The organism is Luteimonas sp. A537, from assembly GCF_054052065.1.
Genome location: NZ_JBSVRH010000001.1, coordinates 148,908 through 164,692 on the forward strand (window position 1 = coordinate 148,908; position 15,785 = coordinate 164,692).

Sequence of the window (15,785 nt, forward strand, 5' to 3'; positions counted from 1 at the left end):
CACCTTCAGGATGCGGCCTCCGCTCGCCTGACGAGACGGCTGTAATACCCCAGCAGCGCCGCGGCGCGCGCCACCACGTACACCACGAACGCCGCCCACAAACCGTGGTTGCCCCAAAGGGCCGCCAGCGGCCATGCGGCCAGCAGGAACACCCCCAACGACACCAGGCCGGCATGCCGCATCTCCCGCGTGCGGGTGGCGCCGATGAACACGCCGTCCAGCTGGAACGCGGCCACCGAGAGCAGTACGTACAGCGCGGCCCATGGCAGGTGCGTCGCGGCCACTTCGCGCACCGCGGGCAGGCTGGTCAGGGCCATCACCGCGGCGTCGCCCAGCAACAGGACCGCCACCGCCAGCACCAGCGCCGTGCCTCCGGCCAGCTCACTGCTCAGCCGCACCGCGCGCCTGAACCTGCCGCTGTCGCGCGCACCCCATGCCGCGCCCACGTGCGCTTCGGCCACGAACGCGAAGCCGTCCAGGAAGAACGCGCTGAACGACACCAGCTGCAGCAGGATGTGGTTCGCCGCCAGGGTCACGTCGCCGAAGCGCGCGCCGGCGTTGGCGAACCAGCCGAAGGCCAGCAGCAGGCACAGCGTGCGCACCAGGATGTCGCGGTTGGCGGCCAGCGACGCGCGGATGCGCTGCCAGTCGGCGATGCGCGCCCAGGGCAGGAACGGCGCGGCATCGCCGTGGCGCACACGCAACACGCGCAGCACCACGATGATGGCGACGGCGCAGGTGCTCCATTCGGCGATCGCGGTGCCCAGGCCGATGCCCCGCACGCCCATGCCCAGCGTGCCTGCAAACCAGATGTCCAGGCCGGCGTTGAGACCGTTGAGCAGCAGCTGCACCAGCAGCAGTTCGCGGCTGCGGCCAAGGCCGATCAGCAGGCCGCTGATCGCGAACAGGGCGAGCGCCGCCGGCGCGCCCCAGATGCGCGCGCGGAAGTAGTCGCCGGCCGCTGCCTCCACCCCGGCGCTGCCATCCATCAGCGCGAAGTAGAGCCAGGTGATCGGCCATTGCAGCAGCAACAGCGCGCCGCCCAGGCCCGCGGCCAGCAGCACCGCGCGTGCCAGCGTGGCGCGGACCTCGGCCTCGTCGCCGGCGCCCGCCGCCTGCGCCACGAAGCCGGTGGTGCCCATGCGCAGGAAGCCGAAGCTCCAGTAGACGAAGTTGAACAGCAGCGCGCCCAGCGCCAGCGCACCCAGCTCCACCGCGCTGCCGTAGTGGCCGATGACGGCGGTGTCGACCAGGCCGAGGCTTGGCACCGCCGCGTTGGCGAGGATGATCGGCCAGGCCTGGCGCGCGATGGCCTTGCGGGTCAGGCCCGTTGCGTGCTGTGACAAGACCGCGCTACAGGTTGGATTCGCCCGCGGGCACGTTGGCGGCCAGCGGTGCCGCGCCCGCGGTGACGCCACTCTCCGGCGGGCACTGCGCGCCCACGGTGTACGACGTCATCGACAGCGACCCATACGCCGGCCCCTCCACCAGCACGTCGGCGCCCTTGCCCGCCGCCGCAGCGATCCCGGCGAGATACAGCAGCGGCAGGAAGTGCTCCGCTGTCGGTGCCGAGGCAGCGTAGTCCGGGTGCCGGATGAGTCCGGCCGCATCACCCGGACGCTCGGCCAGCAGTTGCTTCACATCGGCATCGAAACGCTGGTTCCAGTCGAACCCGGAATCCGGCTGCTTCCAGTCGATCGCCCGCAGGTTGTGCACCACGTTGCCGCTGCCCACCACGAGCACGCCGCGCGCGCGCAGCGCGGCCAGGCGGGCGCCAAGTTCGATGTGGAACTCCACCGGCTTCTGCGCGTTGATCGACAGCTGCACCACCGGGATGTCGGCATCGGGAAACGCATGCACCAGCACCGACCAGGTGCCGTGGTCCAGCCCCCAGCCGTCGATGTCGGATCCGACGAAGTCGGGTTTCGCAACATCGGCCACCTCCTCCGCCAGTTCGGGCAGCCCCGGCGCCGGGTACTGCACGTCAAACAGCGCCTGCGGAAAGCCGAAGAAGTCGTGGATGGTCCGCGGCCGTGGCATGGCCGTGACCGCGGTGGCGTTGACGTACCAGTGCGCCGACACCACCAGGATCGCGCGCGGCCGCGGCACCGAGGCGCCGAACGCGCGCCAGGCTTCGGTGTAGCGGTTGCGCTCGAGCGCGTTCATCGGACTGCCGTGGCCGAGGAAGGCGGCAGGCATCAGGGGCGTGGCGGACATGGCCTCAGCTGCCCCCATCGCAGCGCGCCGCGCCGTCGCTGCCCCGCGCGTCGGCCAGGCAGCGCTCGCGCGCGAGGTGCCCGCGCACCTCGCCTTCCAGCCCGCGCAGCCCCCAGCGCCGCCCCTCTTCCACGGCTGCGTCCTCGTCGGCACCCTGCAGCCACGCGGCACGCAGCGCCGCCAGCGCGCCCACGCGGTTGCCGCTGGCGCAGTGCACGAGCGTCGGCCCGTCGGCTGCCCGCAGCAGCTGGTCAAAGGCCACCACGGCCTCGCGGTCCAGGTCACCGGCGCCGGCGATGGGCAGGTTGTCGTAGCCCATGCCGGCCGCGCGTACGGCGCCCGCCTCGTCGAAGCCGGGCGTCTCCGAGTCCGGGGTCAGGTCGATCACGTGGCGAATGCCCGCCGCGCGCAGTGCGGGCAGGTCGTCGGCGGTGATCCTGCCGCCAGTGTGGATCCCGTCGGTGGGAGTCGTGAAGCGTTCGAGCGGTGGGGATTGCATGGAGACCTCCTCGGGCACCGGCACGGCCGGCGCTTTTTCGGTCGTGGCGCAGCTGGCGAGCGCGAGGGCCATCGCTATGGGCAGTACGGCGGCCAACGGCAGCATGCGGGATCTTGCGGACATGGCAGGCTCCATCGTCATTGGCGCGGTGCGGGTTCGTGGACCACGATGGCCATGATGCGCCTGTCGAGCGCCTTGGGGAACGCGGCGCCGGCGTTGTCGTGGAGGGGGAAGAGTTCGATGAGGTGCATGGCGTGGAGCAGCCGCAAGGCCCCGGGGGCTGCAGGTTGCTGAGCGCAGCGTCAGACCATCGTGAACAGCGAGGCAGCTGCGGTCTACCGCCCCTATACTCGACCCGACCAGGGGGAATGCATGGCACACCAGATCGAGGAACTGCAGGCCGCGTTGCGCCGCTTCGCCGAGGAGCGCGACTGGGGCCAGTTCCATTCGCCAAAGAACCTGGCCGTTTCCCTGTCCATCGAGGCCGCGGAAGTGCTGGAGCACTTCCAGTGGCTGACCGACGAGCAGAGCCGGAACCTCGATGACGCCCGCCGCCAGGAAGTCGCGCACGAGATCGCCGACGTGCTGCTGTACCTGCTGCAGCTGTCCGACCGGCTTGGCATCGACCCGCTGGACGCCGCCCGCCAGAAGCTCGCGCTGAATGCCGAGCGCTACCCCGCCGACAAGGCCAGGGGCACGAGCCGGAAATACACCGAGCTCTGAACCCCGCGAACGACGGAGGGAGGCTGTCGTGATCGTCTACCAGGCAACCAAGCAACGATTCCTGCACGACAACGATCACGCGCAGATCGAGGACGAGGTGCAGCGGGCGTTCGTCAAGAAAGTCGGGCGCTACGTCTCACAGGGCGAGTTCAGATCGTGGCGCCATTCACTGGCCGCCATGGCGCGCGTGCTGCGCGACCGCGAGATTCCGGACGACATCGGCGTGGGCATCGAGTTCGGCATCGCCCAGACCGCCAAGCGAATCGACTTCGTGATCTCAGGCGCCGCCGATGACGACACGCCGCACCTGGTTATCGTCGAGCTGAAGCAGTGGTCCAACTCGCGCATCAGCGAGAAGGACGGGATCATCATCGCCAACCGCGGTGGCAAGGCCGAGATCGAAGGTCCCCATCCCAGTTATCAAGCGTGGTCATACGCCGCGCTGCTTAACGGCTTCAACGAGGCCGTGTACGAATCCGGCACCGAGCTGCGGCCCTGCGCCTATCTGCACAACTACAAGGATGACGGCGTCATCCGCCATCCGCACTACACGGCCTACTTGGAAAAAGCGCCGGTCTTCCTCGACGGTACGGACGAGCTGGAAAAGCTGCGCGCCTTCATCAAGCAGCACGTGCGCAAGGGCGACCGCGGCAAGCTGCTGTACGAGATCGCCGAAGGCCGAATCCGCCCATCGAAGATGCTGGCCGACAGCCTTGCGAAGATGCTCAAGGGCAACCGCGAGTTCGTGCTGGTGGACGACCAGAAGGTGGTCTACGAGACCTGCCTCGCCAAGGCCCAACAGGCCAACGACGCGCGCAAGCAGGTGGTGATCGTCCAGGGTGGTCCGGGCACCGGCAAGTCGGTGGTGGCGGTGAACCTGCTGGTCGAGCTGACCAAGCGCGGGCAGCTGGCCAAGTACGTGTCCAAGAACGCCGCGCCGCGGGCGGTCTATGCGCAGAAGCTGGCAGGAACGCTGCGCCGCGTCGAGATCGGCAACCTGTTCGGAGGCTCGGGCGCCTTCCACGAAGCGCAAGCCAACACCTTCGACACCTTGGTTGTGGACGAGGCGCACCGCCTCAACGAGAAGAGCGGCCTGTACGGCAACCTCGGCCAGAACCAGATCATGGAGCTGATCCGCAGCGCCCGCTGCACGGTGTTCTTTGCTGATGACGATCAGGTCGTGACGCTGTCAGACATCGGCCGCATCGCCGAGCTGGAGCGCTGGGCGCTGGAGAAGGGGGCGGAGGTCACCCGGCTGGAGCTGGCGTCGCAGTTCCGCTGCGGAGGCTCGGACGGATACATCGCCTGGTTGGACAACTTCCTGGGAATCCGCGAGAGCGCCAACACCGACTTCGACCGCGACGCGTTCGACTTCCGCATTGTTGACTCACCCGTCGAGCTGCATGAGCTGATACGAGAGAAGAACAAGCTCAACAATAAGGCGCGCGTAGTCGCGGGGTATTGCTGGGACTGGAAGAGCAAGAAGAACCCGGATGCTTGGGATATCGAGTTCCCCGAGTTCAGCTACAGGGCGAGATGGAACCTGGACAAGGATGGAAGCCTCTGGATCGTGGCACCGGACTCCGTGGAGGAGGTTGGCTGTATCCACACCTGCCAAGGGCTGGAACTGGACTATGTCGGCGTGATCATCGGACCAGATCTGCAGTGGGTCGATGGTGTGCCAAGCGTCTTCCCTGAGGCAAGGTCATCGATGGACCGTACGGTTCGCGGGTACAAGAAGGCACTCAAGGAAAATCCGGATGCCACGCGCGCGCGGTTGGAACTCATCGTGCGCAATACGTACAAAACGCTGATGAGCAGAGGCATGAAGGGTTGCTACATCCACATCGCCAAATGGCCCCTGCTCTAGGGCGACAGCTCTCGACGCAATGCAGCCACCGAGCCACCGCTTACGGATGGCGCTAGAACCTAAAAAGCCTAAGCGATCGGCAAAGAGATTTATACTCAGGCCCACTTCGTACAACAAAACACCGACACACAACAGGAAGCACTTCGTGAGCAATCTCGAACAAGCCATCACGCGAAAACGGAACTCGCTAAAGACAGACCGCCTCGACATGTCGTTTGGAGAGCTGATGAGCATGTTCGCTGACGGCGACCTGTTTATTACTCCGGAGTATCAACGCGTCTTTCGCTGGCACCCATTCCAGCAAACTAGATTCATTGAGTCAGTACTGCTTGGAATCCCAATTCCACCAATATTCGTGGCAGAAGATCAGGATGGCAAATGGGAGCTAGTTGACGGACTGCAAAGAATCTCGACGGTCTTTGCCTTCTTCGGGCTGTTGGAAGGCAGGCCCGATAAGAACAATTTTCCGCTGACCGAAGGCGAGTTGATTCCAGAGCTCGCTGGTTACACGCAGGACACGATCCCGATCAAGTTGAAAACGACGCTGAAGCGATCGGTATGTAGGGTCGAGATTGTTCGCTGGGACAGCACAGAAGACGTGCGCTATGAGCTATTCAATCGGTTGAACACTGGCGCAAGCCCACTCTCCGACCAAGAAATTCGCAACTGTATTTTCAGAGCATACCCAATCGACTTGAACGCGATCCTGAAGGAGATCGCGGCGGACGAAAAGTTCTGCACCCTGATTAAGCCAAGCGAATCCAAGAAGGAACAGATGTTCTTAGAGGAATTGGCCTTGCGATTCTTCGCTTTCAAACACCTGGCAGGAGAGTTTAGAACGACAGTCCCACAATTCCTCACGGAGTACATGAGATCCGTGTCTATGGGTGTCACTGAACTCGACCTCGCTGCTGAGAAGTCCTATCTCACTTCTTTCATTGAGCTCCTAAGTGCAAGATACGGCAGCCAAATATTCCGCCCTAAGGGCAACTTCGCTCAGCATATTTTTGATTCACTTGCATACGCGGTCCCCAAGGCTTTTCCAATCATTGCGGGCAACGAGGAGCGAATTGCTGAAAAGATTGAGCAACTCTTGGGAGATGCCAACTACCAAGCTATTGGCACCAGCACATTTTCCAACACCCGAATCCGGAACCGCATGAATCGAGCCTCAGAGATCTTTGGCGATGCATCGTGTAACTGAAGAAATCCTCTCTACCAACGAGTGGCGGGACGGCGAGTTCGCGAAACTACGTACGAACCAGAACGGAGTCGATGAACGGCTATGGTGCCGGCTATGCATTCCTATGATCTACGCGCATTGGGAAGGCTTCGTCGTAAGTTCGCTTCGAATCTTAATTGAACACCTGAACAAGATGGATCTCGCGACATCGGCTGTTCAGACGAGGCTGGTGGTTATTGGCTTGGGTGACACATTCAGGACCCTCAGCGGAAAACAATCATTTGATCAAAGGTCGGCTTTTATCGAGAAGTTTCGAGCACTATTGAGTTCGTCGCTGCGAATAGCAAAGAAAATTGATACGAAGTCGAATCTCAAGAGTGATGTACTCGCCGAAATATGCGATATGTATGGCTTTAAGTTCAATCGTTTTTGCAACGTTACGGCCGAGATCGATCGACTAGTGCACATAAGAAACAGCATCGCGCACGGTGAAAATAGCTTCGTGCTTTCTCAAGAAAACGTGGAAACGTACGCTTCCTCAGTTGTTGCCGCTATGGACATTTTTCGCGAGGAGATCGACGACTTTCTCGATCGAGAGGCGTACTTGATCAACTGTTCTGCTGGTTAGAGGTCAGTCAATCGGACTGAGGCATTCCTTCCAGCACTTACCAGCAAGTGGCGCCTAGCATCGGACTCTTTTTACAGCGGTGAATTGGCCGAAGATGGTCGGCGATCAGATCCGCTAAGCCTCAGCGGCGCGCCCTGCGCCGCTCCGCTTGAGCCTTCCAACCACCCACGCCTCGGCATCGTCGACCAGCGTAAACGCCGCCGGCACCACGACCAGGCTCAGCACCGTCGACGTGATCAGCCCGCCGATCACCGCCACCGCCATCGGCATCCTGAAACTCGCATCCGCAGTCAGCCCCAGCGCGATCGGCATCATGCCGGCGCCCATCGCCATCGTGGTCATGATCACCGGACGCGCGCGCTTGTGGCAGGCGTCCATCAACGCCTCGTGCCGGCCCATGCCTTTCCCTTCGGCCATGACCGCGTAGTCCACCAGCAGGATCGAGTTCTTCACCGCGATGCCGATCAGCAGGATCAACCCGATCAGCACCGACAGCGAAATATCCAGCCCGGTGATCAGCAGCGCGCCAAATGCGCCGCCCGCCGCCAGCGGCACCGCCACCAGAATGGTGATCGGCTGGCTGGCGTGGTTGAACAGCAGCAGCAGCACGCCGTAGACACAGAAGATGCCTGCGACCATGGCCATGGCGAAGCCGCTGAACATCTCCTCGAAGATCTCGCTGTCGCCGGCGGCCTGGCGGTCCACGCCGGGCGGGAGGTTCTGCAGCGAAGGCAGCGCGTCGATCTGGCCTTCCACCTCACCCATGGCCATGCCGTTCAAGTCCACGGTAATCGTGACGTTGCGGCGGCGGTCGAAGCGGTCGATCTGCGAGGGGCCGCTGGCGGTGGTGATCTCGGCCACGGACGACAGCGGCACGCTGCCGCCGGTGGCGGTGGGCACGCGCAGCTGGCCGAGCAGCGAGGGATCCGACAGCGCGCGTTCGTCCAGCTGCACGCGGATCGGCACCTGGCGCTCGGGCAGGTTAAGCTTGGCCAGGAACTGCTCGTAGTCGCCGCGCGTGGCCACGCGGGTGGCGGCGGCGATGTCGGCGGTGGACACGCCCAGGTCCGCTGCACGCGCGGGGTCCGGGCGCACGATCACTTCCGGGCGCACCAGGGAGGCCGATGAGCCGACGGTGCCGAGGCCCGGCAGCTGGCGGATCTCGCGCTCCACGTCGCGTGCGGTGGCGGCCAGTTTCACCGGGTCGTCGCCGGCCAGCACCAGTTGCAGCGCGCGGCCGGGTTCGCCGCCCTGGAAGCTCAGGCGCACGCCGGGAAGATCGGCCAGACGCTCGCGCACGACCGTTTCCAGCTCGTACTGGGTGAGGTCGCGGTCGTCGGTCCAGCGGATGGTGAGCGTGGCCTTGCGCAGCTCGGCGCTGGTGAGGTCGCCGGCCGGACCATTCGCGCCGGAGTTGCTGCCGGCGGTCACGAACACGTGCTCGATCTCGGGGATGTCGGCGATGCGCTGGCGCGCGGTCTCGGCCACGGCTTCGGTGGTGGCGAGCGCGGTGCCGGGCGGCAGTTCGATCAGCACGTTGCTCTGGATGCCATCGGTCGGCGGGATGAAGGTGACCTTGAGCAGCGGCAGCAGGGCCAGCGAGCCGATGAAGATCGCCAGCGCGATCAGCAGCGTGCGGTTGCGGTGCTTCAGCGAGTTGTCGACGAAGCGCAGGTACCACTGCATCAGCTTCGAGTCGCCCTTGTGCTCGGGCATGGGCTTGAGCATGTAGGCCGCCATCATCGGGGTGATGAGGCGCGCCACCAGCAGCGAGAACATCACCGCGGCGGCGGCGGTCCAGCCGAACTCGCGGAAGAACTTGCCGGGGATGCCGGGCATGAAGGCCACGGGGATGAACACCGCCGCCAGCGTGCACGAGGTGGCGATCACCGCGAGACCGATCTCGTCGGCGGCCTCGGTCGCGGCCTGCTTCGGCGACTTGCCCATGCGCAGGTGGCGGTCGATGTTCTCGACCTCCACGATCGCATCGTCCACCAGGATGCCGACCACCACGGCGAGCGCCAGCAGGGTGATCATGTTGAGGCTGAAGCCCAGCCAGTACATCACCGCAAACGTCGGGATGATCGACAGCGGCAGCGCGATGGCGCTGATGAAGGTGGCGCGGAAGTCGCGCAGGAACAGGAACACCACCAGCACCGCGAGCGCCGAGCCCTCGTAGAGCATGTGCATCGAGGATTCGAACGAGTCCTCGGCCACCTGGGTGGTGGAGGCCACCTCCACCATGCGCACGCGCGGCTGCTCCTGCTGAAGCGTCGCCACGCTGTCGCGCACGGCGTTGCCGACGTCGACCTCGCTGGTGCCGGTGGTGCGCTGCACGGCGAAGCCGATCACCGGCCGGCCATCAAGCGTGGTGCGCTGGCTGATGGTGGCGCTGCCGTCGCTCACCGTGGCCAGGGTGGAGAGGCGCACGCTGCGGCCGTCGGGCATCGAAATGGGGAAATCCGCAAGGTCCGCGGCGGTGTCGACGGTGCCCAGCGTGCGCACGGCCTGCTCGCTGCCGCCCACCGTGGTGCGGCCACCGGGCTGCTCCTGCTGGATGCGCGCGAGCTGCTGGCTGATCAGCGCCGGGCTGGCGCCGAAGCCCTGGACCGCCTCCGGACGCAGGGCCACGCGGATCTCGCGGTCGACGCCGCCGATGCGCCGTACCGAGCCCACGCCGGGCACCGCAAACAGCCGCTTGGAGACGGTGTCATCGATGAACCAGCTGAGCTCCTCGTCGCTCCAGCCGTCGGCGGTGACGGCATAGGTCAGCATGTCGCCGCCGGTCACGTTGACCAGCGAGACGATCGGCGGTTCGACGTCGGCCGGCAGGTCGATGCGCACGCGGTCGATGGCGTCGCGCACCTCGTCCTTGGCCAGCGTGCCGTCCTTCTCGATCTCGAAGGTGAGGATGGTGGTCGACACGCCTTCGTTGACGATGGACGCCATGTTGCGCAGGTCGGGGATGCTGGCGGTGGCGTCCTCGACCTTGCGCGTGACCTGGGTTTCCAGCGTGCTGGGGCTTGCGCCCGGCAGGACCACGGTCACGTTGACCACGGGCACGGTGAGGTCCGGGAACTGCGACACGGCAAGCTTGTTGAACGCGACCAGGCCCGCGGCTGTGAGCAGGATGAAGACCAGGATCGCCGGCAGCGGGCGATTGATCGACCAGGCGGAGAAGTTCATCGGGTGTCAGGCCCCGGCGCGGCCGCATCGGCCTCGCCTTCGCTGACCACGCGCACCAGATCACCATCGCCGAGGAAGCCGGCGCCGCGCGCGACCACGCGGTCGGACTCCGCCAGGCCTTCTCGCACTTCGACCATGTCGCCGTGAGAGCCGCCCACGTCCACGCCCACCTCGCGCACGCGGCCGCCGTCGGCCACGGTGAACACATAGGCGCGGCCGTCGCGGCGCACCACGGCATCGCGCGGCACCAGCAGCGCCTGCACCCGGCCGAGCGCGATCCGGCCCTGGGCGAACATACCGGCCCGCAGCGCGCCCGGTTCGGGCAGGTCCACGTACACCGTGCCCGTGCGGCTCTGCACGTCCAGCGCCGGCGACACGCGGCGGACGGTGCCGTCCACCAGCCCCGCCGCCGACTCCACCCGCACCGGCGTGCCCACGTCCACGCGCATCAGGTCGGCCTCGGCCAGCTCGGCGCGCCACTCCAGGCGGCCGTCGCGGATCAGGCGCAGCAGCTCGCCGCCGGCGCCCACCACCTGCCCTGGCTGCACGCTGCGCGCCGACACCACCCCGGCCACCGGCGCGCGCACCACGGTGAAGTCGCGCTGCACGCGCGCCGCATCGCGGCTGGCGATGGCCGTGTTGAGGCGTGCCTGCGCGTTGTCACGCGCGGCCTCGGCCTCTTCGGCATCCTGCAGCGACACCATCTGCGAATCGGCGAGCTCGCGCACGCGCGCGGCCTTGCGGCGCGTGGTCTCGAGATTGGTCGCGGCCTCCTTGACCTGGGCGTCGGCCTGGGCCAGCTGCGACGCCATGGTGCGATCGTCCACGCGCAGCAGCACGTCGCCCTGCGCCACCACGCTGCCGACCTCCACGTCCACGCTGGCCACGCGCAGGCCGGAGAGTTCCACACCGATCGACACCTCTTCCCAGGCCGCCACGGCGCCCGAGGCCACCACCTCGCGCGCCACCTCCCGATGCTGTGGCGTGGCAAGCGTTACGGTCAGGCTGGGCGTGGCCTCCGGCGCGCTGGTGTCGGCGCAGGCGGACAGGGCAAGCAGGCTGGAAAGTGCCAGCAGTCGAAGATGGATCGGCATCTCACGGGCTCGTATCGGGACGGCGGGCAAGATATCAGCGTACCGATAATCCACGGGTGATGGAGGAAGACCGGATGTCGAGGCGACTCACCACCCGCCTGCGGGCGTTCAGGGGTGCTGCGCACGCCGTGGGCGCGCGCAGCACCATCGTCACTCGGCGGTCTGGTCGCTGAAGCGCTGCTTGAAATCCGCCAGTGGAATGATGAACTCGTCGCGCGCCAGGAAATCCGCATCGACCACCTGCGCCTGCCCTTCGCGCGATTTGTACCAGCTCGCGTATTCCGGGATTTCGTGGGCGTGCTTGCCGTAATGGGTCGAGTACGTGCGCACGCGTACCTGCGGCTGCGGGCCGTCCAGGTCAAAATCGAGCAGGCGCATCCAGCCGTCGCCGAGGGAGCCGGTGCCGCCGGCATCCTTGATGGTCTGGCCGCGGCTCTGGTAGTCGGCCATCACCTGGTGCACTTCGCGCCCGTTACGGTTGCGGTCCACGCTGTAGCCCTGGCCGCCGATGTGGCCGCTCAGAACCATGAACACCTGGTCGTGCCGGCTGATGAATCCGTCCCAGATCATCTCGGGGCTGTTGTCCTCGGGGTCGAGCACGCTGTTCTGCGGATTCGAGCGCACGTTGCGTTCGCCGTTGCGGTCCAGGTAATCGTGCGTGGTGACGATGGTCGGCAGGCCGGGATGCTGCGCGATGATGTCCGCCGCCCATTCCAGTGCCGAGTCCGGAGCGTGGTACTGGAGGCCGATGTGCAGGAACCTGCACCCGCCCGCGGCGAAGACCTGCGCGCTGTCGGCACCGTCGTCGTGTGAACCCACGTACCAGGGCTGGTCCTTGAAGAAGACCGACTGGTCGGAAAACACGGTCTTGTAGCCGCTCAGTCCGCCAACATGGCGAACGCCGTTTGTCACTTTGCCGGTCTCCGGGTCGACTGAAGAGGGCTGCGCAGGATCGGTCCACAGCGCGTCGTAGTCATGGTTTCCGGGCACCACCGAGAACGGGAGCCTGCCTTGGATGAGGCCAAAGCCCTGGGCAACGGCGGGGATCTCGTAGCCGCGCACATGGACCTTTGGCGACCGCGCCACGTCCGAGCCGAGCAGGTTCGGCTTCCATTTGAAGCCGCGGGCTTCGTGCTCCGGGTCCATCCACTCCGAGTAGTGCTGCCACAGGTCACCGACGTGGGTGGCGAACACGATGTCGCCGCCGTTGCTCCGCGCGTTCGCAGCGATGTACTGCATCTGCCCGTAATACTGCTCGATCCCGTCGAACGGGAATCCGGACCACTTCTGGTGGCGGTAGTCGGCATAGTTCTGGGTGTCCGGGATCACCGCGACAGTGAACGTGCCGCAGTCGCCATTGCTGTAACCGGAAGCCTGCGCCGGCGCGGCCGAAAGCGACGAAATGCCCGCTGCCAGGGCGACGGCCAGCAGCTTGCTCGAAATAAAAACAGTGGGATTCATGTGGGAACGATCTCTGTCAGCGTGCGGGGTATGGGCCGGACACCGCCTTGACGGTCATCCGTTCGTCTTCATCGTCCAGGACGAAGACGCGGTAGCTGTGGCCACCTTCGGCCACGCGGATCACCACGTGGCCCCGGGTGCTGCGGGCCTGGTCCAGGCCATACGTGGTCCGGAACGTCGCCTCGGATGCGTTGGTGACGAAGATGTCGCGTTCGCCGGGCCAGGCCTTCTTCGAAGTCATGCGCCTCCAGGCGTTGACCGCCGGATGCCCTTCGGCGCGCGCACTGACGACGATGACGCGCGGGCGCAGCGCAGCGAGGAAGGAAATGCTGTTGGCATCCCAGCTGCCGTGGTGGTTGGCCTTCATCACGTCCACGGGGCCACTGGCCTGCCCGACCGGAGTTTCCACGTCCTTCCACGGCGCTGGCGAGAACGCCGTTTCTGCATCGATGGACGACAGATCGCCACCGGTGAAGTAGTCGAATTGGCCGTACGTCACGCGGAACGCGATGCTCAACGTGTTCTCGGTCGGGCGGTCGCCGGGCTCCAGGCTGTCCAAGGGCGGGAACAGGGCGCGCGTGCCCTCGCCGACACCCGACCAGAGGACGCCGTTCGCATACAGGTTGCGGATCTGGAACTGCGGCCAGGCGCCGGCATCACGCAGCAGCTTCAACTGATCGGCGCGACCGACTTCAAAGCGCTCGACCTGGAGTCCGCGGTTCGCGGCCTGCCATGTCAGGAACCGGCGATAGTTCTCCATCGTCGGCGTCGCGATCGGCGCCGGGAAGTCGTAGTCCGGCCAGCCCCGATCGATGATCCTGGCAATGGGCAGGTGTTCGGCGATCTCGGTGATTCCGCTGAGCCGGTAATCGCCGAGCCCCGATGCCGGCGAATCCGCAACGACCGCGCCCATGTGGTCGCCGTGGAAGTGGCTCAGCACGGCGTAGTCGATCACCTTCCCCGGTCCCGGCAACACGCGCTCGACGTACCGTGCCACCCATTCACCGGGCGGACGCGAAGCATCGGGCCTGGTTGGCAGCGAGAACGGGGGCAGCTCCAGAGTCTTGCCGCTCGTGTCCACCAGCAGGCTCGTGGCATCGGGAAGGATGAGCAGTTGCGCTTCACCACGACCGGTATTGATGTGGTGGATATCAAGCTCGCCCCTGGACCATGGCGGCATCGGCAGGCCAAGCTCGGGGACCGGTGGGCCAGCCTGCGCCAGCGCATGGCCGACGGCCAGCAGGGCAGCGGCCAACAGCAGTAGCAGTCGCCGACACTGCGTTGCGATGGCGGCGCTCATGCCTCGTGCAACTTCGCGCGGTCCGGGGTCACCACGAATCGCGCCCGGGTGCGGAGCGTGCCGCCCTTGCGTTGCACCTGGTCCATCACCTTCACCTCCGCACGCCATTCGTGGGGCGTGATATCGAAGGTGTGGTAGCCGCGCAGATTGTCCGCCATCTTCAGGAACGGATTGTCGCCGTCCAGGAACCGCTTGGCGTTCGGCGAGTCGATCGCGCCGTCGCCGTTGGAGGAGATCGAGGTCGCCAGGAACTCGACTGCCGCCGCCGCGCCATCCGGTTCGTCGCTGCGCAGGGGCACTTCACCGATGGCGTTCATGTGCGCGTCGCCGGTGGCAATGACGACGTTGCTCAGCTTCCTGTCGGTGATCGACTCGATCATGCGGCTGGTGGAGCCGGGGTAGCCTTCCCACTTGTCCGGGAACCATGGCTGTTCGCTGCCATCGGCATTGCGTGACTTCAGCGGCATCACGAACACCTGCTGGGCAATCAGGTTCCAGCGCGCATCGGTCCCCAGTCCCTCATCCAACCAGGCCTCCTGTGCCTGACCCAGGATGCTCGACGGCTTGCCGTCCTCATGCCTGCATCGCGCGGATCGCGGATCCAGGCAGCGCTGGTTGGAGCGATGGCTTCGCGTATCCAGCACGTGCATCCGCAGCAGCCGTCCGTAGTCGAGGCGGCGAAAGTGGCGTGCGCCGCCATCCGCGCGCGGGAACTGGGCCTTCCGTACCGGCAGGTTCTCGTACCAGGCCTGCATGGCCGCGAACTTGCGAAGCGCAAAGACCTCGGGCGGCGTACCGTCCTGGTCCCACGCGCCGCCCCAATCGTTATCGACCTCGTGATCGTCGAACGACATCACGAAGGCCGCCGATGCGTGCGCGGCCTGCAGGTCGGGATCGGACTTGTACAGCGCATACCGCCGGCGATAGTCGTCGATCGAATGGATCTCGCCGCCAACGTGGTCACGCTCGGCCACGAGTCCGCCATCCGCGTCCCAGGTCGGGAACCTGTCCTTGTGGCGGCCGGCCGGCCCCTCGTAGATGTAGTCGCCGTAGTGGAAAACCGCGTCGAGGTCCTGCTCCCTGCCCAGGTGGCGATACGCGTCGAACCAGCCCTGGTAGTACGCCTGGCATCCGGCCACGGCGAGGCGCACCTGTCCGGGCATGTCATTGGCTGCGGGAGCCGTCCGCGCCACGCCGACCGGGCTGGCCTCCGATCCTGCGACGATGAACCGGTACCAGTAGGGGCGCGCGGGCGCGAGACCTTCGAGCTCGACGTGCACGCTGTGGCCCAGCTCCGGCCGCGCAAGCGCCTCGCCCCGCGCTACCACGCGGGCGAACGCCGGGTCATCCGCCACCTCCCATCGCACCGGCACCGTCAGCATCGGCATGCCGCCATGTTCGCCAAGCGGCTCCGGCGCGAGCCGCGTCCAGATGACGAAGCCGTCCGGCCAGGGGTCGCCCGAAGCGACCCCCAGCGAGAACGGGTAGACGCTGAACTTCGGGTCCGCCCACAGGTGACCGCTGCGACCGAGCCCCGCGAACAGGACCAGGCCACCAGCGCCCATCAGGAACTTGCGACGATCGAGCACGGGGTGCCCCTGCCTTCCGACGATCCTGGTCAACT

General features: G+C 65.9%; 12 protein-coding genes. 4 read left to right on the forward strand and 8 right to left on the reverse strand.

The genetic code is table 11. From position 1 onward, the window contains the following. Positions 1–5: 5 nt before the first annotated feature. From ACW7GZ_RS00685 to ACW7GZ_RS00695, 3 genes are read right to left on the reverse strand one after another with little or no spacing between them, the layout of a single operon-like run. Positions 6–1,346 carry an MATE family efflux transporter gene (locus ACW7GZ_RS00685; protein WP_457007308.1) on the reverse strand — a complete coding sequence of 447 codons (1,341 nt, stop codon included), beginning with the start codon at positions 1,344–1,346 and terminating at the stop codon, positions 6–8. A gap of 7 nt (positions 1,347–1,353) precedes the next feature. Then, positions 1,354–2,217, reverse strand: coding sequence for a 4,5-DOPA-extradiol-dioxygenase (gene ygiD / locus ACW7GZ_RS00690; RefSeq protein WP_457007310.1), 864 nt, complete (start codon positions 2,215–2,217; stop codon positions 1,354–1,356). A gap of 4 nt (positions 2,218–2,221) precedes the next feature. Next, positions 2,222–2,839, reverse strand: coding sequence for a beta-lactamase hydrolase domain-containing protein (locus ACW7GZ_RS00695; protein WP_457007312.1), 618 nt, complete (start codon positions 2,837–2,839; stop codon positions 2,222–2,224). A 249-nt stretch (positions 2,840–3,088) separates the two neighbouring features. On the opposite strand from ACW7GZ_RS00695, the gene ACW7GZ_RS00700 reads away from it, so the two are divergent. The 4 genes from ACW7GZ_RS00700 to ACW7GZ_RS00715 all read left to right on the forward strand — a co-directional run bounded on the left by ACW7GZ_RS00700 (position 3,089) and on the right by ACW7GZ_RS00715 (position 7,120). Continuing rightward, positions 3,089–3,439 carry a nucleotide pyrophosphohydrolase gene (locus tag ACW7GZ_RS00700; protein WP_457001795.1) on the forward strand — a complete coding sequence of 117 codons (351 nt, stop codon included), beginning with the start codon at positions 3,089–3,091 and terminating at the stop codon, positions 3,437–3,439. A gap of 28 nt (positions 3,440–3,467) precedes the next feature. Next, on the forward strand, positions 3,468–5,309 hold the full coding sequence (locus ACW7GZ_RS00705) for a DNA/RNA helicase domain-containing protein (RefSeq protein WP_457007314.1): 1,842 nt from the start codon (positions 3,468–3,470) through the stop codon (positions 5,307–5,309). A 145-nt stretch (positions 5,310–5,454) separates the two neighbouring features. Next, a complete protein-coding gene (locus ACW7GZ_RS00710; protein WP_457007316.1) occupies positions 5,455–6,513 on the forward strand; it encodes a DUF262 domain-containing protein in 1,059 nt (352 codons plus the stop codon). Beyond that, entirely contained in the window at positions 6,497–7,120 is a 624-nt protein-coding gene (locus ACW7GZ_RS00715; protein WP_457007318.1) for an MAE_28990/MAE_18760 family HEPN-like nuclease, read from the forward strand. Before ACW7GZ_RS00710 ends, ACW7GZ_RS00715 begins: the two co-directional genes overlap by 17 nt. 114 nt (positions 7,121–7,234) lie before the next feature. Here ACW7GZ_RS00715 and ACW7GZ_RS00720 read toward each other — a convergent pair whose 3' ends face one another. The 5 genes from ACW7GZ_RS00720 to ACW7GZ_RS00740 form a co-directional block, all read right to left on the reverse strand. Continuing rightward, positions 7,235–10,306: an efflux RND transporter permease subunit gene (locus ACW7GZ_RS00720; RefSeq protein ID WP_457007320.1), complete on the reverse strand. Its 3,072-nt coding sequence runs from the start codon at positions 10,304–10,306 to the stop codon at positions 7,235–7,237. After that, positions 10,303–11,400 (reverse strand): efflux RND transporter periplasmic adaptor subunit, encoded by a 1,098-nt coding sequence (locus ACW7GZ_RS00725; RefSeq protein WP_457001786.1) that lies wholly within the window; start codon positions 11,398–11,400, stop codon positions 10,303–10,305. The genes ACW7GZ_RS00720 and ACW7GZ_RS00725 overlap by 4 nt, the downstream gene beginning before the upstream one ends. A gap of 150 nt (positions 11,401–11,550) precedes the next feature. After that, complete coding sequence (locus ACW7GZ_RS00730; RefSeq protein ID WP_457001784.1) at positions 11,551–12,861, reverse strand: hypothetical protein; 1,311 nt, start codon at positions 12,859–12,861, stop codon at positions 11,551–11,553. A gap of 16 nt (positions 12,862–12,877) precedes the next feature. Beyond that, positions 12,878–14,161 (reverse strand): ComEC/Rec2 family competence protein, encoded by a 1,284-nt coding sequence (locus ACW7GZ_RS00735; RefSeq protein WP_457007322.1) that lies wholly within the window; start codon positions 14,159–14,161, stop codon positions 12,878–12,880. Beyond that, the gene (locus ACW7GZ_RS00740; protein ID WP_457007324.1) at positions 14,158–15,750 is read right to left on the reverse strand and encodes an alkaline phosphatase D family protein; all 1,593 of its coding nucleotides are present in this window, start codon (positions 15,748–15,750) and stop codon (positions 14,158–14,160) included. Before ACW7GZ_RS00740 ends, ACW7GZ_RS00735 begins: the two co-directional genes overlap by 4 nt. Positions 15,751–15,785 lie beyond the last annotated feature (35 nt).